At 72.0% G+C, this 19544-nt stretch carries 15 protein-coding genes; 8 read left to right on the forward strand and 7 right to left on the reverse strand.

Translation table 11 applies throughout. The features are described 5' to 3' along the window. Positions 1 to 121 precede the first annotated feature (121 nt). Together E4U92_RS04815 and E4U92_RS04820 are read left to right on the forward strand one after the other, a co-directional pair. Entirely contained in the window at positions 122 to 1951 is a 1830-nt protein-coding gene (locus E4U92_RS04815; protein WP_137298993.1) for an AMP-dependent synthetase/ligase, read from the forward strand. Positions 1952 to 2074: 123 nt separating this feature from the next. Further along, a complete protein-coding gene (locus E4U92_RS04820; protein ID WP_137298994.1) occupies positions 2075 to 2911 on the forward strand; it encodes an aldo/keto reductase in 837 nt (278 codons plus the stop codon). A 91-nt stretch (positions 2912 to 3002) separates the two neighbouring features. Here the strand turns inward: E4U92_RS04820 and E4U92_RS04825 are convergent, their stop codons facing one another. The 4 genes from E4U92_RS04825 to E4U92_RS04840 form a co-directional block, all read right to left on the reverse strand. After that, on the reverse strand, positions 3003 to 3707 hold the full coding sequence (locus tag E4U92_RS04825; RefSeq protein ID WP_137298995.1) for an SDR family oxidoreductase: 705 nt from the start codon (positions 3705 to 3707) through the stop codon (positions 3003 to 3005). 106 nt (positions 3708 to 3813) lie between these two features. Continuing rightward, positions 3814 to 4755: a class I SAM-dependent methyltransferase gene (locus E4U92_RS04830; protein WP_137298996.1), complete on the reverse strand. Its 942-nt coding sequence runs from the start codon at positions 4753 to 4755 to the stop codon at positions 3814 to 3816. 273 nt (positions 4756 to 5028) lie between these two features. Continuing rightward, positions 5029 to 6792, reverse strand: coding sequence for a glycoside hydrolase family 6 protein (locus E4U92_RS04835; protein WP_137298997.1), 1764 nt, complete (start codon positions 6790 to 6792; stop codon positions 5029 to 5031). Between the two features lie 39 nt (positions 6793 to 6831). Next, positions 6832 to 8358 carry a cellulose binding domain-containing protein gene (locus E4U92_RS04840; protein WP_137298998.1) on the reverse strand — a complete coding sequence of 509 codons (1527 nt, stop codon included), beginning with the start codon at positions 8356 to 8358 and terminating at the stop codon, positions 6832 to 6834. Between the two features lie 263 nt (positions 8359 to 8621). On the opposite strand from E4U92_RS04840, the gene E4U92_RS04845 reads away from it, so the two are divergent. Together E4U92_RS04845 and E4U92_RS04850 are read left to right on the forward strand one after the other, a co-directional pair. Further along, a complete protein-coding gene (locus E4U92_RS04845) occupies positions 8622 to 11537 on the forward strand; it encodes a glycoside hydrolase family 48 protein (RefSeq protein ID WP_137298999.1) in 2916 nt (971 codons plus the stop codon). Between the two features lie 155 nt (positions 11538 to 11692). Next, entirely contained in the window at positions 11693 to 14365 is a 2673-nt protein-coding gene (locus tag E4U92_RS04850) for a cellulose binding domain-containing protein (protein ID WP_137299000.1), read from the forward strand. 65 nt (positions 14366 to 14430) lie between these two features. Here E4U92_RS04850 and E4U92_RS04855 read toward each other — a convergent pair whose 3' ends face one another. Further along, a complete protein-coding gene (locus tag E4U92_RS04855) occupies positions 14431 to 15387 on the reverse strand; it encodes a helix-turn-helix transcriptional regulator (protein ID WP_137299001.1) in 957 nt (318 codons plus the stop codon). A gap of 40 nt (positions 15388 to 15427) precedes the next feature. On the opposite strand from E4U92_RS04855, the gene E4U92_RS04860 reads away from it, so the two are divergent. Further along, the gene (locus E4U92_RS04860; protein WP_137299002.1) at positions 15428 to 15907 is read left to right on the forward strand and encodes a hypothetical protein; all 480 of its coding nucleotides are present in this window, start codon (positions 15428 to 15430) and stop codon (positions 15905 to 15907) included. Next, entirely contained in the window at positions 15904 to 16359 is a 456-nt protein-coding gene (locus tag E4U92_RS04865; protein ID WP_137299003.1) for a hypothetical protein, read from the forward strand. The genes E4U92_RS04860 and E4U92_RS04865 overlap by 4 nt, the downstream gene beginning before the upstream one ends. On the opposite strand, the gene E4U92_RS04870 is transcribed toward E4U92_RS04865, so the two are convergent. Together E4U92_RS04870 and E4U92_RS04875 are read right to left on the reverse strand one after the other, a co-directional pair. Beyond that, a complete protein-coding gene (locus E4U92_RS04870) occupies positions 16349 to 17128 on the reverse strand; it encodes a class I SAM-dependent methyltransferase (protein ID WP_137299004.1) in 780 nt (259 codons plus the stop codon). The two genes, E4U92_RS04865 and E4U92_RS04870, sit on opposite strands and share 11 nt — an antisense overlap. Before the next feature lie 33 nt (positions 17129 to 17161). Then, positions 17162 to 17467, reverse strand: coding sequence for a 4a-hydroxytetrahydrobiopterin dehydratase (locus tag E4U92_RS04875; RefSeq protein WP_137299005.1), 306 nt, complete (start codon positions 17465 to 17467; stop codon positions 17162 to 17164). Positions 17468 to 17641: 174 nt separating this feature from the next. Here E4U92_RS04875 and E4U92_RS04880 point away from each other — a divergent pair, with 174 nt between their 5' ends. Both E4U92_RS04880 and E4U92_RS04885 read left to right on the forward strand, forming a co-directional pair. Further along, entirely contained in the window at positions 17642 to 18535 is an 894-nt protein-coding gene (locus E4U92_RS04880) for a helix-turn-helix domain-containing protein (RefSeq protein WP_137299006.1), read from the forward strand. Between the two features lie 109 nt (positions 18536 to 18644). Next, the gene (locus E4U92_RS04885; protein ID WP_137299007.1) at positions 18645 to 19508 is read left to right on the forward strand and encodes a helix-turn-helix domain-containing protein; all 864 of its coding nucleotides are present in this window, start codon (positions 18645 to 18647) and stop codon (positions 19506 to 19508) included. Positions 19509 to 19544: the final 36 nt, after the last annotated feature.

Raw genomic sequence — 19544 nt, forward strand, 5'->3', positions numbered from 1 at the left:
CCCATTTTCCTCCCCTGACCAGCACGGACGAGAGCATCGCTCGCTTTTGCACCCCCTCCCGCCCCGTCCGCCCGTGGGGTAGCTTTCACGGCGCTGTGCGCCTAAGGAGCGGGGAGCGGGTTTGCGCGAGTTCACCAGTCCGCCGTTGGCGTCGTCGCCGCCGCCGGTGGGCGGTCTGGCCGACGTCGTCTTCCAGCACGCCCTGGACGACCCGACCCGGGTGGCGCTCGGCCGCAAGGACGAGGCGGGCCGCTGGCGGGACGTGACGGCCGCCGAGTTCCGCGACGAGGTGCTCTCGCTGGCCAAGGGGCTGCTCGCGGACGGCGTCCGGTTCGGCGACCGGGTCGCCATCATGGCCCGCACCCGCTACGAGTGGACGCTGTTCGACTTCGCGCTGTGGACCATCGGCGCGCAGGTGGTGCCCGTCTACCCGACGTCGTCGGCGGAACAGTGCTTCTGGATGCTGTACGACGCGGAGGTCACCGCCGCGGTCGTGGAGCACGAGGACCACGCCATGACCATCGCCACGGTCATCGACCGGCTCCCGGCGCTGCGCCGGCTGTGGCAGCTCGACGCCGGCGCCGTGCAGGAGCTGTACGACGCGGGCGCCCACCTCGACGACGACGTGGTGCACCGCCACCGCGAGGCGGTCACGCCCGACTCGGTCGCCACCGTCATCTACACCTCGGGCACCACCGGCCGCCCCAAGGGCTGTGTCCTGACCCACGGCAACTTCATGTACGAGGCGGACACGGTCATCGAGCGCTGGGAGCCGGTGTTCCACTCGAAGAAGGGCGACGAGGCGGCGACCCTGCTGTTCCTGCCCCTCGCGCACGTCTTCGGGCGGATGGTGGAGGTCGCCGCCGTCCGCGGCCGGGTGCGCTTCGGCCACCAGCCCCAGCTCAACGCGGCGGCGCTGCTGCCCGACCTGGCCGCGTTCCGGCCGACGTTCTTCCTGGCCGTGCCGTACATCTTCGAGAAGGTGTTCAACGCCGCGCGCCGCAAGGCGGAGCGGGAGGGCCGGGCGGGTCCCTTCGAGAAGGCGGTCGAGGTCGCCGTCGCCTACGCGGACGCGCTGGAGGCGAAGGCGTGGGGCACCGGACCGGGGCCGTCGGCGGGGCTGCGGATGCAGCACCAGTTCTTCGACAAGGTTGTCTACTCCAAGGTGCGCGCGGCGATGGGCGGCCGCGTGCGGCACGCGATGTCGGGCGGCTCCGCGATGGACCGCCGGCTCGGCCTGTTCTTCGCGGGCGCCGGGGTCCAGGTCTACGAGGGCTACGGGCTGACGGAGTCGACGGCCGCGGCGACCGCCAACCCGCCCGGCCGGACCCGGTACGGCACCGTCGGGCAGCCCATCCCCGGCATGACCGTGCACATCGCGGACGACGGCGAGGTGTGGCTGCGCGGTGACAACGTCTTCCAGGGCTACCTGAACAACCCGAAGGCCACCGACCAGGCCCTGCACGACGGCTGGCTCGCCACCGGGGACCTCGGCGCCCTCGACGAGGACGGCTACCTGACCATCACCGGCCGCAAGAAGGAGATCCTGGTGACCTCCGGCGGCAAGAGCGTCTCACCGGGGGCGCTGGAGGAGCGGGTCCGTGAGCACCCGCTGGTGCACCAGTGCATCGTCGTCGGCAACGACCGGCCGTTCGTCGCCGCGCTGGTCACCCTCGACCAGGAGGCCGTCGAGCACTGGCTCACCATGCGCAACAAGCCCCGGATGACCCCGGCCGAGCTGGTGCGCGACGCCGACCTGGAGACCGAGATCCGCCGGGCCGTGGTCGCCGCCAACACCCTGGTGTCGCAGGCCGAGTCGATCCGCACCTTCCGGATCCTCGCGCAGCCCTTCACCGAGGAGCACGGCCTGCTGACCCCGTCGCTGAAACTGAAGCGCAAGGCCATCGAGAACGCCTACTCCCACGAGGTCGAGGCGCTGTACCGCACCTGAGCACGCTCTCCCGGAGCGGCAGGCGACGCAGACGACGGGTTCGTCGGGCCAGGAATGCACGGGGCCCTTTGATCGTTCACCATGGACGGACAACCCGACGGACAACCGAAGGATCAAGAGCTCGTGAGCAGCAAGGTCCCCACGATCACCCTCAACAACGGCGTCGAGATGCCCCAGCTGGGCTTCGGAGTCTGGCAGGTGGCGGACGACGAGGCGGAGCGGGCGGTCACCACCGCGCTCGAGGCCGGGTACCGCAGCATCGACACAGCGGCGATCTACGGCAACGAGGAGGGCACCGGCCGGGCCATCGCCGCGTCCGGCCTGGCGCGCGAGGACGTCTTCGTCACCACCAAGCTGTGGAACGGCGACCAGGGCCACGACGCGACGCTGCGCGCCTTCGACACCTCGCTGCAGAAGCTGGGCCTGGACTACGTCGACCTGTACCTCATCCACTGGCCGCTGCCGCAGCGCGACACCTTCGTGGACACCTACAAGGCGTTCGAGAAGCTCCAGGCCGACGGCCGCGCACGGGCCATCGGCGTGTCGAACTTCCTGCCCGAGCACCTCGAGCGGCTCCTCTCGGAGACCTCGGTGGTCCCCGCGGTCAACCAGATCGAGCTGCACCCGCACCTCCAGCAGGAGGCGGCGCGCGCGTTCCACGCCGAGCGGGGCATCGCCACCGAGGCCTGGTCGCCGCTGGGCCAGGGCAAGGGCCTGCTGGAGGTCCCGGCGATCGTCGCCGTCGCGCGCAAGCACGGGCGCACCCCCGCCCAGGTGGTGCTGCGCTGGCACCTCCAGCTCGGCAACGTCGTCATCCCGAAGTCCGTGACGCCGTCGCGGATCGAGGAGAACATCGACGTGTTCGACTTCTCCCTGGACGACGAGGACCTCGCGGCGATCAGCGCGCTGAACGAGGACCGGCGGCTGGGCCCGGACCCGGCGACGTTCGACGTCGCCTGAGGCCCCCCGGGGTCACCGGCACACGGAGCAGGACGGGGCGCGGCCGCGGTGGCCGCGCCCCGTTCGTGTCCCCCGTCGGTCCGGGGTGCCGTCAGTTCGGCTGCCCGAGGGGCCGGACGATCACGGTGTTGATGTCGACGCCCTCGGGCTGACGGATCGCCCAGACCACCGAGTCGGCGATCTGATCCGCCGTCAGCAGGTGCCCGGGCGGCAGGCTGCCGTGGCCGTCCCAGAACGGCGTCTCGACCCGGCCGGGCGCGATGAGCGTGACGCCGATCCCGAACTCGGTGACCTCGCGCCGCGTGTTCTCGGCGAGCCCGGTGACGGCCCACTTGGTCGCGCCGTAGAGGTTGCCCGGGGTGTGCACGAAGCCGGCCACGCTGCCCACCAGCACGATCCGCCCCCGCGTCGCCTTCAGCGCCTCCACCGAGGCGCGGATCAGCAGCGCGGGCCCGAGGACGTTGGTGAGGACCATGTCCCGCCAGCCCGCCGGGTCACCCGTGGCGACGGTGTCGTGGGTGGCGGTGCCGGCGTTGGCGACGACGGTGTCCAGTCGGCCGTGGGCCTCCAGCGTACGGTCGACCGCCGACTGTACGTGGTCGTGGTCGGACGCGCTGCCGACGATCGTCAGCAGCTCCTTCGGGTCGCCGAGCTCCGCCGCGAAGGCCCGCAGACGCGCCTCGCCGCGCCCGGTGACGGTGACCCGGTACCCCGATTCCAGGAGCTGCCGGGCGACGGCGGCGCCGATGCCGCTGCCGCCGCCGGTGATCAGTGCGACCGGACTGCTCGTGCTCATGACGGTCTCCCCCTCGCGTCGAATCGGACGACCGGGAGTCCATCACTTCGAGCGCTCACGAAGTCAAGTCCGTGCGTCCTGGCCGGGCGTCCGGGCGGACGGGCGTCTACTGCGGACGGACCGCCGTGTGCACGGTGTGGGCGGCCAGGACGAAGACGTCCGGGCGCCGGTGCACGCTCGCCTCGTCCCGCGGGTCCAGCAGACGGTCGAGGGTCGCGCGGTCCTCGGCGTCCAGGTCCTCGCCGACGGTGTCGCGCATCCGGCCCAGGGAGGCGGCGACATAGGCGCGGGCCCGGTCCGGGGCGGGGGCCGGCAGGTCGAGGAGGAAGCTGCGGCTGCGGGCGTGCTTCAGCCCGGCGGAGGTCAGCAGCGCGGCCCAGTCCTCGGTCTCGGCGACCGCGTCCGGCAGCTCGGCCCGCATCCGGGCGAACCACTCCGTCTCCAGGGCGTCCAGGCGTGCCTCGATGCCCGGGCGGCCGAAGCCGAGGTCACGGGGCAGGAAACGGGGCGGCAGTCCGCCCTCCATGATCGCCAGCGTGCCGCCGGGCGCGAGCCGCTCGGCGAAGGCGGCGAGCGCGGCACGCTGGTCGCCCAGGTGGTGCAGGCTGCGGCCGGCCCACATCAGGTCGGCCGGATAGTCCAACTCCTGCAAGGACCCCGGGAGTTCACCGAGCAGAGTGCCGAAGCGGTCCGCGTATCCGAGCCGCCCGGCCCGCTCGCGGGCCCACCCGAGCAGCGGCTCGGACCCGTCGGCCGCGACCACCCGGGCGCCGGGGAACATCTCGGCGAACAGACAGGACACCACCCCCGGACCGCTGCCCACGTCCACGATGAGCCCCGGCTCGGTCACCTCCTTGCCCAGCCAGGCCAGTGCCCGCTCGTACAGGGGGGTGAACAGCTCGGCCTGGGACTCCAGGTGGTGTGCCATCTCGGCCCAGTCGATGTCGGTGCCGTGGCCGTGGCCGTGCGTGGGGTGGTGGCCGTGGTGCCCTGTCCGCTGATCGTGCTGGTCCCGCGGCTCGCGGGGCTCGTGCTGTTCCTGCGCCATGGTGGTCAGCCTCTCCTCCGGTGTGCCGACAGAGTGCGCCGACGCACCGGGCGGGGGCCACCGCTGTTGCGGGGACGGCAAAAAGAGGGAACGGCGGAACGGCGGAACGGCGGGAACACCGAAGGCGCGATCCGCCGGGGCTCGTGGCGGGGCGTCGGTGACACCCCGGCGGATCGCGGGTTCGGTGCGCCGGGCGCGCCGGCCCGGTGGACCGGACCGGCGCGTCCGGCGGACCGGCCGGGCCGCGCACGGCGGGCCGGCCGGTCCCCCGGGTCAGGACACGGGCGGGTAGGCGTTCTGCAGGAGCTGCTGGAACTGGGCGGAGAACCACTTGCCGGCCAGCGGCGAGTTCGGCAGCGCCCCGGTGGGGTTGTTGCCGTTGCGGGCGTTGCCACCGTACGTCGGGTCGCACATCCGGTCGAAGCCCTTGCCCTCGTCGTTCGGGATGGCCGAGCTGGCACCGTCCGACTCCCCCGGGGGCTTCACCCACACGTAGGCGTCGATACCGGCGGCCGGAGCCGACTTCGGCCGCTCACCGAGACCCGCGCCGCTCTGGTTGCACCAGTTGCCGGCGTGGATGCGCCGGTCGATGCGGCCGCCGTTGACGTAGGCGTCGACCGAGGTCGTCGGACCGGCGGCGGTGGGCCGCGCCGAGCCGCCCCAGCCGTTGCGGGAGGTGTCGACCAGCATGCCCAGACCGGAGTTGAAGCCGGCCGCGACGAGCTTGGTGCGCAGGGCCTGCGCGAAGGACTGCTCGTCCACGTACCAGTTCCAGTCGATCCACTTGGACTGGCGAACCGTCTGGCCGTTCACCGAGTCGGTGATCTTGACGTACGGCTCCGTGGTGGCGCCGTAGTTGGCCGTGTTGACGATGAAGCCGGTGACGTCGTTCACGCTCGCGCCGTTGGTGGTCGCGACCTTGTAGAACTCCTGGACGGTCGGGTCGAAGTTGCTGTCCCAGCCCAGCCAGGCGTGGTGGCCGGCGTCGATGTAGTTGTAGACGTTGGAGATGGCGCCCAGCTTGTCGAGGGCGTAGCTCACGCCCTTCTCGTAGTTGCCGTTGGCCTTCATGGTGGCGCAGGCGTCGGTGCTGCCCGCGGTGCCGCCGGCGTTGGTGACGAGGTTGGGCAGCGAGTCCGGCTCGATGACGGTGGCGATGCGCAGGCCCGCGTACTTGGAGTCGGCCAGGATCGACGCGATCGGGTCGATGTACTGCGACTTGTACTTGTCGATCTCGGTCGGGCCGAGCTCGCCGTTGGAGGCGAGGGCCGCGCAGTCACGTCCGGGCAGGTCGTAGATGACGAGCTGGATGACGAGCTGGCCGGAGCCCTTCTGCTTCAGCGCCTCGTCGAGGTGGGCGCGCAGGCCCATGCCGCCGTTGACGCCGTTGATGGCGGCGATCCGGTCCAGCCAGACCGCGGTGGACTGGTTGGCGACCTTGCTGCCGCCCGGCTCGGCGGCGGCGTGGGCCGACCACTCGGGGTTCACGTAGCCCTTGGCGCCCACGAAGGGGTTGTCGACCTTGCCGGACGGGGTGCCGGGGTCGGTCGGGGTGCCCGGGTCGGTGGGGGTCCCCGGGTCGGTGGGCGTGCCCGGGTCGGTCGGGGTGCCGGAGCCGTTGTCGACGTTGCAGGCGACCCCGTCCAGGGTGAACGCCGTGGGCAGCGCGTTGCTGCCGCTGTAGGAGCCCTGGAACCCGAAGCTGACCGAACCGCCCGTCGCCAGCGCGCCGTTGTAGCTCTCGTTGGCGGCGGTGACGGCCGTGCCGGACTGGGTGACCTTCGCGTTCCAGCCGTTGGTGACACGCTGGTTCCCGGCGTAGGACCACTTCAGCGACCAACTCGTCTTGGCGGCCGAGTTGTTGGTGATGGTCACAGCGGTCGTGAAACCGGAGTCCCACTGGTTCTGCACCTTGTAGTCCACGGTGCAGGGGATCGCGGCGATGCCCGAGCTTCCGGGGACCACGGCGAGCGCCGTCCCCGAGGCCCCGGCGACCAGCGCCAGGGCAGCGAGAATCGCTGTTCTGCTACGGCTCATGAGTGCGGGTTTCCTTCTTTTCCGGTGCGGGTGGTGGGGTCATCCGTTCAGGGCGCGCAGGTGATCGCGCAGCCCGGTGCCGTACGCGGTGGGTGTCCCGTCGTAACTGCTGATCAGGGACGGGCCCGAGGAGCAGTCCCAGGTGTTCCAGGTCCAGCCCAGGTACGACAGTCCGTGGTCGTCGAACCACTTCATGACCTGGTCGACGAATCCGTGCGAGCAGGTGTTCTCCCCGATCTCCCCGGCGACCAGCGGCACCTGGGCCGCGACGGGGACGAGGGTGGAGTTCCAGCAGCTCTCGCTCGCACAGGAGTTGAAGTTGTAGACGTGGTAGGCGGCGGCCAGATTTCCGGCCGGGTCGGTGGGGCGGTGGGTCAGCCACTGGCTCAGGTCGTTGGAGTACGCGAGCCCGCCGGCCAGGACCACGTTGCGCGCGCCGGTCGCCCGGACGGCGTCGACGAGATCCTGCATACCGGCGACCTCGTACCCGATGCCGGGGCAGGTGCCGCCGTCGCGCCAGCACTGCCACGCCTGGGTGGTCGTGGCGGTGGCCCGGTCCGGGTAGGGCTCGTTGAACAGGTCGAACACGACGGCCGGGTCGCTCTTGAAGGTGCCGGCCACCGACGACCAGAAGGCCGGTGCGTACTGCTGGTCGGGCATGGGCTTCTGGCAGGTGGCGTGCACGTCGGTGCAGCCGGCCGAGTTCCCGGTGTACTGGCCGTAGGTCCAGTGCAGTTCGACGACCGGCGTCATGCCGTGCGCCTCGACGCGCGCCACCAGGTCCTTGACGGCGTTCACGTAGTTCGCGCCGCCGTACTCCGGCTTGACGCCGGACAGGCCGAGCCAGCACTCCTCGTTCAGCGGGATGCGGACCGCGTCGGCCTTCCAGTCGGCGATCGCCCCGATCGCGGCGTCGTCGACAGGACCGTCCCAGATGCCGCGGCCCTGCACGCACATGAACTCGCCGCCGGAGCGGTTCACGCCGAGCAGACGGCGGGCGGTGCCGCCGGCGTCCACCAGCCGGTTGCCCGCGACGTGCAGTGCGGGCGGCGCGCCCCCGCCGTCCGGTGGACCGGTCGGGGTGGGGGTGGGCGTCGGGGTGGGCGTGGCGGTGACCGTCGGGGTCACCGTCGGGGTGGGCGTGGTGGTGCTGTCGACGTTGCAGGTGGTGCCGTTGAGCCGGAACGCCGTCGGCGCGGTGTCGGTGCCGGACCGGGACGCGAGGAAGCCGGCGCTGACGCTCGCGCCGGTGCCGAGCGCACCGTTGTAGTTCTCGTTGACCGCGGTGACGGTCGTCCCGGACTGGGACCACTTGGCGTTCCAGCCCTGGGTGACCTTCTGTCCGCTCGCGAAGTCGAAGGTCAGGGTCCAACTGCTCAGCGCTGCCGAGTTGTTGGTGATCCGTACGGCGCCCTGGAAGCCGGCGTCCCACTGCCCGGTGACGGAGTACTCCACCGTGCAGAGGGGTGCTGCTCCCTGAGCCGTGACGACCGGCAACAGGGCGCCCGCAACGAGGGCGACCGAGCCGGCCACGGCTAAAAGTACTGAACGCGGGGGGTGTCGCATGAGCGACTCCTTGCAGATCAGCGCGCCGTGACGGACGCGTCGACTGATGGAACCGCTCCCACTGGTGTCCATGAAGCTAGCGGCAAGCCTCGGCAAAGAACAAGAGAGCAACTGACATTGCTTCAACTTCCGGCGTCGAATCATTTCGATCCTGCGCACACCTTGACCGTCCGTACCCCCATCCTCACTATGGGAGCGCTCCCACTGGTTCAAGGCTTGTTGCTCCTCCCCCCATCTCCCGAGCCGCAAGGAGGAACCAGCACATGCATCCCCCACGCAGACGCCGCGGGACGCGGCGCCTGTGGACCGCCGCAGTGGCGGCCCTCGCGCTCCCCCTGGCCATGCTCAGCACCACGTCCGCCCCCGCCTCGGCGGCGGCACTCCAGTGCAGCGTGGACTACAAGACCAACGACTGGGGCTCCGGCTTCACCGCGGACCTCACCCTCACCAACCGGGGCACCGACGCCATCAACGGCTGGACCCTGACCTACGCGTACACCGGCAACCAGAAGCTCTCCAACGGCTGGAACGGCAGCTGGTCGCAGTCCGGTACCGGCATCACGGTGAAGAACGCCTCGTACAACGGCACGATCGCCGCCGGCGCGGCGGTCAGCACCGGTGCGCAGTTCACCTACAGCGGGACCAACGCGGCCCCGGCCTCGTTCTCGGTCAACGGCACCCCGTGCAACGGCGCGCACCAGCCGCCGGTCACCGTGCTGACCAGCCCCACCGCGGGCGCGGTCTACACGCAGGGCGACCCGGTGCCGCTCGCGGCGACCGCCGCGGCCGCGGACAACGCCACCGTCAGCAAGGTGGAGTTCTACGACAACACCACGCTGCTGGGCACCGACACCAGCGCGCCGTACACCCTGTCGGCCTCCGGGTTGACCGTGGGCAGTCATTCGCTGCTGGCGAAGGCGTACGACAGCCTGGGCGCGTCGGCGGAGTCCACACCGGTCGGCATCACCGTCGCCGCGGGTCCGTCCGTGGTGGCGTCGACCAACCAACTCGCCGTCCAGCAGGGCAAGTCGGCCACCTATGACGTGAAGCTCTCCACGCAGCCGTCTGCCAGCGTGACGGTCACCACGGCGCGCACCGGCGGCAACACCGGCCTGTCGGTGAGCGGCGGGGCGAGCCTGACCTTCACCCCGTCGAACTGGAACACCGCCCAGAAGGTGACCATCGCCGCCGACGCCTCCGGGACCGGCGCGGCCACCTTCGAGTCGACCGCCCCGGGCCTGGCGAAGGCGACGGTCACGGTCACCCAGATCGCGGCGACCAAGACCTACGACGCCCGCTTCCTGGACCTCTACGGCAAGATCACCAACCCGGCGAACGGCTACTTCTCCCCCGAGGGCATCCCGTACCACTCGGTGGAGACGCTGATCGTCGAGGCGCCGGACCAGGGACACGAGACGACGTCGGAGGCGTACAGCTACCTGCTGTGGCTGCAGGCCATGTACGGCAAGGTCACGGGCGACTGGTCCAAGTTCAACGGCGCGTGGGGGATCATGGAGAAGTACATGATCCCGACGCACGCCGACCAGCCGACGAACTCCTTCTACAACGCGTCCAAGCCGGCGACCTACGCGCCGGAGCTGGACACGCCGAACGAGTACCCGGCCAAGCTGGACAGCGGGGTGTCGGTGGGTCCCGACCCGATCGCCTCCGAGCTTAAGAGCGCCTACGGCACGGACGACATCTACGGTATGCACTGGCTGCAGGACGTGGACAACGTCTACGGCTACGGCAACGAGCCGGGCAAGTGCGAGGCCGGCCCGACGGCCACCGGCCCGTCGTACATCAACACCTTCCAGCGCGGCGTGCAGGAGTCGGTGTGGGAGACCGTGCCGCAGCCGACCTGCGACGCCTTCAAGTACGGCGGCAAGAACGGCTACCTGGACCTGTTCACGGGTGACTCCTCCTACGCCAAGCAGTGGAAGTTCACCAACGCGCCGGACGCCGACGCGCGGGCGGTGCAGGCGGCGTACTGGGCCGACCTGTGGGCCAGGCAGCAGGGCAAGGGGTCCGACGTCTCCGCCACGGTCGCCAAGGCCGCGAAGATGGGCGACTACCTGCGGTACGCGATGTACGACAAGTACTTCAAGAAGATCGGCAACTGCGTCGGTCCGAGCACCTGCCCGGCCGGCACCGGCAAGGACGCCTCGCACTACCTGCTCTCCTGGTACTACGCCTGGGGCGGTGCCACCGACACCAGCGCCGGCTGGGCCTGGCGCATCGGCTCCAGCCACACCCACGGCGGCTACCAGAACCCGCTGGCCGCCTACGCCCTCAGCAACAATGCCGACCTGAAGCCCAAGTCGGCGACGGGACAGGCGGACTGGGCCAAGTCGCTCCAGCGCCAGCTCGAGTTCTACCGCTGGCTGCAGTCCAACGAGGGCGGCATCGCGGGCGGCGCCACCAACAGCTGGGCGGGCCGGTACGCCACGCCCCCGTCGGGCACGTCGACCTTCTACGGCATGTACTACGACCCGGCACCCGTCTACCACGACCCGCCGTCCAACCAGTGGTTCGGCTTCCAGGCGTGGTCGATGGAGCGGGTGGCCGAGTACTACCAGCAGACCGGCAACGCCCTGGCGAAGCAGGTCCTCGACAAGTGGGTCGACTGGGCGCTGTCCAAGACCACGATCAACCCGGACGGCACCTTCCTGATCCCCTCCACGCTCCAGTGGTCGGGCCAGCCCGACACCTGGAACGCGACCACCCCGGGTGCCAACTCCGGCCTGCACGTCACGGTCGCGGACTACACCAACGACGTCGGCGTGGCCGCCGCGTACGCCAAGACCCTGACGTACTACGCCGCCAAGTCCGGTGACACGGAGGCGAAGACCACGGCGAAGGCGCTCCTGGACGGCATGTGGAACAACGACCAGGACGCGCTCGGCATCGCGGTCCCGGAGACGCGCACCGACTACAACCGCTTCGACGACGCCGTGTACGTCCCGAGCGGCTGGACCGGCACCATGCCCAACGGTGACGCGATCAGCTCCTCCTCGACCTTCGCCTCGCTGCGGTCCTTCTACAAGAACGACCCGGCCTGGTCGAAGATCGAGAGCTACCTCGCGGGCGGTGCCGCGCCCGTGTTCACGTACCACCGGTTCTGGGCCCAGGCGGACATCGCCCTCGCCATGGGCTCGTACGCGGAGCTCCTCGAGTAGGCCCCGCTCTCGCTCCGCGTGGGGCGCCGGGCGGTCCCCCTCCCGCTGTGGGGACCGCCCGGTCGTCACGCCCGGCCCCGCACGCATCCCCCTCTTTCTCATGCGCTCGTCCCTCCCTCATCCCCTCCCCTTGGTTCACGAGGAAGGACCCCACCGTGCGAAGAACCCGCCTCCTGACGGCAGTCGTGGCGCTCGCCGCCGGACTGCTCGCGGGCACCCCACCCGCACTGGCCACCGCCGACGCCCCCGCGGCGCCGGCGCCGCTCGCCGCCGAGTCGTACACCTGGCGCAACGCCCGCATCGACGGCGGCGGTTTCGTCCCCGGCATCGTGTTCAACCGCAAGGAGAAGAACCTCGCCTACGCCCGCACCGACATCGGCGGCGCCTACCGGTGGCAGGAGTCGAGCAGGACGTGGACCCCGCTGCTGGACTCGGTCGGCTGGAACGAGTGGGGCCACACGGGCGTGGTGAGCCTCGCCTCGGACCCCGTCGACCCGGACAAGGTGTTCGCGGCGGTCGGCACGTACACCAACAGCTGGGACCCCACCGACGGGGCGGTGCTGCGCTCCGCGGACCGGGGCGCGAGCTGGCAGAAGACGGACCTGCCGTTCAAGCTGGGCGGCAACATGCCGGGCCGGGGCATGGGCGAGCGCCTCGCCGTCGACCCGAACAAGGACAGCGTGCTGTACCTGGGCGCGCCGAGCGGCAAGGGCCTGTGGCGGTCGACGGACTCGGGCGTGACCTGGTCGCAGGTGGCGAACTTCCCCAACGTCAGGACGTACGTGCAGGATCCCAGCGACACGAGCGGCTACGCCTCGGACAACCAGGGCATCGTGTGGGTCACCTTCGACGAGTCGACGGGCACCGCCGGCACCGCCACGAAGACGATCTACGTCGGGGTCGCCGACCAGGGCAACGCGGTGTACCGCTCGACGGACGCGGGCGCCACCTGGCAGCGCCTCGCCGGGCAGCCGACCGGATACCTGGCGCACAAGGGCGTGCTGGACGCCGTCAACGGCTACCTGTACCTCGCCTACAGCGACAAGGGCGGCCCCTACGACGGCGGCAAGGGCCGGCTGTACCGCTACGCGACGGCGACCGGCGCCTGGACCGACATCAGCCCGGTGGCCGAGGCCGACACCTACTACGGCTTCAGCGGGCTGACGGTGGACCGGCAGCACCCGGGGACCGTGATGGCGAGCGCGTACAGCTCCTGGTGGCCGGACACCCAGATCTTCCGCTCGACGAACAGCGGCACCACCTGGACGAAGGCGTGGGACTACTCCTCCTACCCCACCCGCGACAACCGTTACACCATGGACGTCTCCTCGGTGCCCTGGCTCACCTGGGGCGCCGACCCGGCACCGCCCGAGCAGACACCCAAACTCGGTTGGATGACCGAGGCGTTGGAGATCGACCCGTTCGACTCCGACCGTATGATGTACGGCACGGGCGCGACGATCTACGGCACCGAGGACCTGACCAAGTGGGACAGCGGGGCCAAGTTCACCGTCCGGCCCGTGGTGCAGGGCCTGGAGGAGACCGCGGTCAACGACCTCGCCTCGCCCCCGTCGGGCGCCCCGCTGCTCAGCGCGCTCGGTGACATCGGCGGGTTCCGGCACACGGACCTGACGAAGGTCCCCGCGATGATGTACACCTCGCCGAACTTCACCACGACCACCAGCCTGGACTACGCCGAGAAGGACCCGAACACGGTGGTGCGGGCCGGCGACCAGGACTCGGGGCCGCACGTGGCCTTCTCCACGGACAACGGCGCCCACTGGTTCGCCGGCACCGACCCGTCGGGTGTCAGCGGCGGCGGCACGGTGGCCGCGGCGGCCGACGGCAGCCGGTTCGTGTGGAGCCCGCAGGGCGCCGGCGTGCAGTACACGACGGGCTTCGGCTCGTCCTGGTCGGCGTCGAGCGGCATCCCGGCGGGTGCGGTCGTGGAGTCCGACCGCGTCGACCCGAAGACGTTCTACGGCTTCAAGTCGGGCAAGTTCTACGTCAGTTCGGACGGCGGTGCGACGTTCACCGCGTCCGCGGCGACCGGGCTGCCCAGTGGCGACAGCGTCCGCTTCAAGGCGCTGCCCGGCGCCAAGGGCGACGTCTGGCTGGCGGGCGGCGCGAGCGACGGGGCGTACGGGCTGTGGCACTCCACGGACTCGGGCGCGACCTTCGCCAAGCTGCCCGGCGTCGAGCAGGCCGACACGATCGGCTTCGGCAAGGCCGCGCCGGGCGCCTCGTACCAGACCCTGTTCACCAGCGCGAGGATCGGCGGGGTCCGGGGCATCTTCCGCTCGACCGACAAGGGCGCGAGCTGGACCCGCGTCAACGACGACGCCCACCAGTGGGGCTGGACCGGCGGGGCCATCACCGGCGACCCGCGGGTCTACGGCCGGGTGTACGTCGCGACCAACGGCCGCGGGATCGTCTACGGCGACACCTCCGACACCGGGGGCGGCTCCGGCGGGGGCGGCGGCACGGACCCGACGCCCGTCCCGACGGGTGCCTGCACCGTGACGTACAAGGTCACCAACCAGTGGTCGGGCGGCTTCCAGGCCGACGTGCGGCTGACCAACTCCGGGTCGGGTGCGTGGACCGGCTGGTCGCTGGGCTGGACCTTCGCGGACGGCCAGAAGGTCTCCCAGGTCTGGAACGCCGAGCACACCCAGTCGGGTGCGGCGGTGACCGTGAGGAACGTCGGCTGGAACGCCACCGTGGCGGCCGGCTCCTCGGTGAGCTTCGGCTTCACGGCAAGCTGGTCGGGGACCAACACGAAACCGACGGCGTTCACCCTGGGCGACCGGACCTGCGCCACCGGCTGACCACCGGGACCGCCCCGACGGGGGGGGAGGGCGCGTGCCGCCGACGGCACGCGCCCTCGGCGTTGCTACGACGCCGACTCTCCGTAGCGGCGGGCCAGTTCGGCCGCGGTGCGGGCGATCCGCTCGCGCAGCTCCGGCGGTCCGAGGACCTCGACGTCCGCACCCAGGCGCAGGAACTCGCCGTGGGCGTGGTCGACGGACTCGATGGGCACCTCGGCGACGGTCCAGCCGTCGGCGTCCGTCCGCCCGTGGGCGCGGACCGCGGCCTGCGCGGGACCGGTCAGCCGCACGCCCGGGGCGAGCCGGACCCGGGCGTGCGAGCGGTACAGCCGGTCGTGGAAGTCGCGCTGGTGGCCCGCCCAGTAGGCGGCCAGGTCGAAGGTGTCGGGCCGGGTGAACTCCTCGTCGGTGGCCGTAAGTTCGAGGACCTGGTCGACGCGGTAGGTGCGCGGTCCGGGGCCGGCGACGACGTACCAGCGGCCCGCCTTGAGCACCAGCCCGTACGGCTCCCACCGCCGCCGTACGTCGGTGGGCTCGCGCCAGCGCCGGTAGGTGACGTGCAGGACGCGGCCGTTCCAGACGGCGTCGGCGACGGCGGGCAGGTGGGGGGCGAGGTCGGCGTCGGTGTACCAGCCGGGCGCGTCCAGGTGGAAGCGGCCGCTGATCCGGTCGGTGTGGGCGCGCAGCTCGGGCGGCAGCGCGGCGCGCACCTTGAGCTGGGCGGCGGCCAGGACCGGCCCGAGGCCGAGCTGGGCGGCGGGGCCGGGGGCGCCGGACAGGAACAGGGCCTCGGCCTCGTCGGCGGTCAGTCCGGTCAGCCGGGTGCGGTAGCCGTCGAGCAGCCGGTAGCCGCCGGCGTGGCCGGCGTCGCCGTACAACGGCACCCCTGCGGCGCCCAGCGCCTCGACGTCCCGGTACACGGTGCGCACGGAGACCTCCAGCTCCTCGGCGAGCTGGGCGGCGGTCATCCGGCCGCGGGTCTGGAGCAGCAGGAGGATCGAGACGAGCCGGCTGGACTTCACTGACACATGGTGTCAGTGAAGTCGCCCTAGCGTCGCGGTCATGGCCTTCTCGGAGAAACTGCTGACCGTGCCACCGCTGATCCGGGTGGCCGGGCGGCACGTCAAGCGCTACCACGTCACCGCCGACCCGGCGGGTATCGCACCCGCTGTGCAGGATGCCGCATACGGCATCCTGCCGACCCTGCTCCCGGTCCCGGACGACACCCCGCCGGCGGCGTTCGTCGTCCTGCACCGCGGGGGCGACGACGGCGCCTACCTCAACGTCTACAGCTGGGTGTGGGACAACGTCCTGCACTTCAGGGGTGCGGCGGCCGGGCAGCCCGTGCTCGGCTGCCCGGACCGCGACCCCACCCACTTCGTCCCCGTGGAGCGCCCCTGGATCGGCTGTGTGTGGGAGCTGCCGCCGATCCGGCACGAGCGCGACGCCTGGGTGCGTCACCTGCTCGCCCCCGACGCCCCCGACCTGGACGCCTACCTCATCGACAGCCTGCCCGAGGGCACGACGGGAGACCGCGCGTGAGCAGCCCGCACGACTTCGACTTCCTCCACGGCGACTGGCAGGTCCGCAACCGCCGCCGCGCCGACTTCCTCGACCCGGACAGCGCCTGGGAGGAGTTCCCGGGCACGACCCGGTGCCGGCCGCTGTTCGGCGGGGCGGCGAACATCGACGAGATCGACATGCCGCACCTCGGCCGGCGGGGCGCCACCCTGCGGCTGTTCGACCCGGCGGCCCGGCAGTGGTCGCTGTACTGGGCCTCCAGCGGCACCGGTCTGCTCTACCCGCCCGTCAAGGGACGCTTCGCGGACGGGCGCGGCGAGTTCCACGGCGAGGACGTCCACGACGGCGAGGACGTGCGCGTCCGGTACGTGTGGTCGGGCGCCTCCCCCACCACGGCCCGCTGGGAGCAGGCCTTCTCGGTGGACGACGGCACGACCTGGGTGACCAACTGGATCATGGAGTTCACCCGGTAGCCGGTCCGGTCGGCCCAGCACACCCCGCGGCCGGCTTGCGGAACGCCAGGAGCCTGAACACCGGGTCCGGCCGGGGCCGGTCCTGGTCGGGCAGGGCCGCGAGGCGCGCGGCGAAGCCGTCGGCCAGGGGGTGGCCGGGCGGCAGCGTCACGAACCAGCCGCGCCGCAGGTCGGCGATGGTCCGCCGGGGACTGCGGCCCTGCCCCCGGCCGGTGAACCGGGCCCGTCCCGCCGGCCGCAGCCCGCACTCCGCGCCGTACGCCTCGACGAGCGCCGCCGCGTCGGACGCCTCCCGGGGCGGGCGGCCGGCCAGGACGACATCGATGTCGCTGCCCACGTTGTGCGAGGCGCCCTTGTCGACGGTGGTGACGTAGACACCGCCGGGCCGCAGCACGCGGGCGCACTCGGCGACCACGCGCCGCACATCGCGGGCGTCGTCGAACAGGTGCAGCAGCCACACGCTGCTGACCGCGTCGAACACGCCGTCGGGGAAGGGCAGCCGGCGGCTGTCGGCGACCACGACCGCGCCCGGCAGCCGGGCGGCGGCCTTGCGCGCCATGCCGGGCGACAGGTCGACGCCGGTCACCCGGGCGAGGGGCCGGGCGGCCGCCAGCCTGCGGGTGACGATGCCGGTGCCGCACGCGAGGTCCAGCAGGCGGCGCGCGTCGTGCGGCACCAGGCCCAGTACGGCCGCGGCGGCCGCCTCGGCCCGGGGCTCACCGCCGCGCAGCTCGTCGTAGGCCGCGGCTTCCTCGTCGTAGTCGAGCACCCTGGCTCCCCCGTCCGGCGCCGGCCCGCCGGGTCACTCCGCGCCGTGGCCCGGGGCCAGGGCGGCGACCCGGCGGGCGAGCTCGAAGTCCCGTTCGGTCAGGGCGCCTCCGGCGCTGTGGGTGTGCACGGCGAGCGTGACGGTGTCGTAGCCGAGGGTCAGGTCGGAGTGGTGGTCGAGCGCGTCCTGCACCTGCGCGATGTGGACGACCAGGGCCGTGGCGGCGAAGTGGGAACCGAGGCGGTACGCGCGGGTGAGGCGGCCGCCGTCGACGGACCAGCCGGGCAGTGCGGCGAGCCGGTCCTCGATCTCCTTCTCGGACAGCGGTTCGACGGTCATGGGCAGGCTCCCTTCCCGGGTGTCGCGTACCGCACCAGCGTGCCACAGGCGGGACGCCGCGGTCCTGGTCGGTTCGGGGGGCGGCGCAGGGCGGGAGCGGGTTGCGGTACGGGTGCGGCGGGCCGTGGGCACGGCGGGCGGCGAGGGCGCGGGGCACGCACTACCGTCGTCCCCATGACCACCGTCGCGACCGGCACGACCGCCCCCGGCACCCCGGACCCCGGCACCGTCCGCTCCGCCGCCCGTGTCCCCGCGCCCGCCGCCCCGCCCGGGTCAGCCCCCGCCGGGCAGGGCGTGGGTCCGCTGCTGCGGGCCTGGCGGGAGCGGCGGCGGCTCAGCCAGCTGGAGTTGGCGCTGCGGGCGGACTCCTCGGCCCGGCACATCAGCTTCGTCGAGACCGGCCGCTCCCGGCCCAGTGAGGAGATGGTGCTGCGGCTGGCCGAGCACCTGGACGTGCCGGTCCGCGAGCGCAACGCCCTGCTGCTGGCGGCGGGTTACGCCCCGCACTACCCGCAGACCCCGCTGGACGACCCGGCGCTGGACGCGCTGCGCGCGGGCATGGAGCGGCTGATCCGGGGCTACGAGCCCTACCCGGCGCTCGTCGTCGACCGGCTGTACGACGTGCTGGCCGCCAACCGGGGCATCGCCCTGCTGCTGGAGGGCGTGCCCGAGTCCCTGCTGCGGCCCCCGCTCAACGCGATGCGCCTGACGCTGCACCCCGAGGGCCTGGCGCCCCGCATCCGCAACCTGCGGGCCTGGCGCGGGCACCTGCTGCACCAGATGGAGCGGCAGATCGCGCTGCACCGCTCGCCCGAACTGCGGGCGCTGTACGAGGAGGTGGCGGCCTACCCGGTGCCCGAGCCCCGGCCGGGCGAGGAACCCGACGAACCGGTGGCGTACTTCGCCCTGCCGATGGTGATCGAGCACAGGGGCCGGACACTGTCGTTCGTGTCGTCGATCTCCACGTTCAACACACCCATGGACGTCACCGTCGCCGAGCTGGCCATCGAGACGTTCCTGCCGGCCGACCCGGCCACGGTGAAGTACCTGCGCGAGCTGGAGCGCTGACGGCATGTCACGAGCGGAGGTGATCCGGTGGCCGTCCTTCGGACCTGTGAGACTGCCAGGGGAACATGACACACTGCTGGCGTGTCCCGACGCGTAGGGGAGACGTGGCGTGAGTGAACGGCGGCCCGCACCCACCGTGGGCCAGGTGGTCCTGGGCAGGCGACTGCAGGAGTTGCGCGAGGCGGCCGGCCTGGGCCGCGAGGAGGCGGCCGCGGCGCTGCGCGTGGCGCCCGCGACGGTCCGCCGCATGGAGACAGCCGACGTCGCGCTGAAGGTCCCGTACGTGCAGGTGCTGCTGGAGACGTACGGCGTGTCCGACGACGAGGCGGCCGCCTTCGTGGAGCTCGTCGAGGAGGCCAACAAGCCGGGCTGGTGGCAGCGGTTCCACGACGTCCTGCCTGAGTGGTTCAGCCTGTACGTGAGCCTGGAGGGCGCGGCCCGGCTCATCCGCTCCTACGAGCCGCACTTCGTGCCCGGGCTGCTGCAGACCCCGGCGTACGCGCGGGCCGTCCTGGAGGCGGGCACCATCGGGCAGACCACCCCCGAGGCGATCGAGCGGCACGTCACGCTGCGCATGGCGCGCCAGCGGCTGCTGGACGGGCCCTCCCCGCCGCACCTGTGGGTGGTGATGGACGAGACGGTGCTGCGCCGCCCGGTGAGCATGGACGCCGCGGTGATGCGCGACCAGTTGGACCGGCTGCTGGAGCTGAGCGAGCGGGACCGGATCACCCTGCAGGTCGCCGAGTTCGACGACGGCCCGCACCCGGGGACGTCCGCGCCGTTCTCCCTGTTCCGCTTCGCCGAGCCCGAACTGCCCGACATGGTGGTCACCGAGTACCTGACGGGCGCGCTGTACCTGGACTCGCGCAAGGAGGTCTCCGCGCACCTGGAGGTCCTCGACCACATGACGACCCACGCCGCGTCGGCGCAGCGCACCAAGGACGTCCTGCGCAAGTTCCGCGCCGACTTCTGACGCCGGCCGGCCGCAGCCGGCCCGACCCCGCCCGAC

It is taken from the genome of Streptomyces galbus (assembly GCF_005280195.1).
GTDB lineage: Bacteria > Actinomycetota > Actinomycetes > Streptomycetales > Streptomycetaceae > Streptomyces > Streptomyces galbus.

Coding starts and splice junctions, on each gene's coding strand:
- E4U92_RS04825 (WP_137298995.1), bottom strand. CDS start 3,707: ATGAGCACGAGCAGTCCGGTCGCACTGATCACCGGCGGCGGCAGCGGC.
- E4U92_RS04830 (WP_137298996.1), bottom strand. CDS start 4,755: ATGGCGCAGGAACAGCACGAGCCCCGCGAGCCGCGGGACCAGCACGAT.
- E4U92_RS04835 (WP_137298997.1), bottom strand. CDS start 6,792: ATGAGCCGTAGCAGAACAGCGATTCTCGCTGCCCTGGCGCTGGTCGCC.
- E4U92_RS04840 (WP_137298998.1), bottom strand. CDS start 8,358: ATGCGACACCCCCCGCGTTCAGTACTTTTAGCCGTGGCCGGCTCGGTC.
- E4U92_RS04845 (WP_137298999.1), top strand. CDS start 8,622: ATGCATCCCCCACGCAGACGCCGCGGGACGCGGCGCCTGTGGACCGCC.
- E4U92_RS04860 (WP_137299002.1), top strand. CDS start 15,428: ATGGCCTTCTCGGAGAAACTGCTGACCGTGCCACCGCTGATCCGGGTG.
- E4U92_RS04875 (WP_137299005.1), bottom strand. CDS start 17,467: ATGACCGTCGAACCGCTGTCCGAGAAGGAGATCGAGGACCGGCTCGCC.
- E4U92_RS04880 (WP_137299006.1), top strand. CDS start 17,642: ATGACCACCGTCGCGACCGGCACGACCGCCCCCGGCACCCCGGACCCC.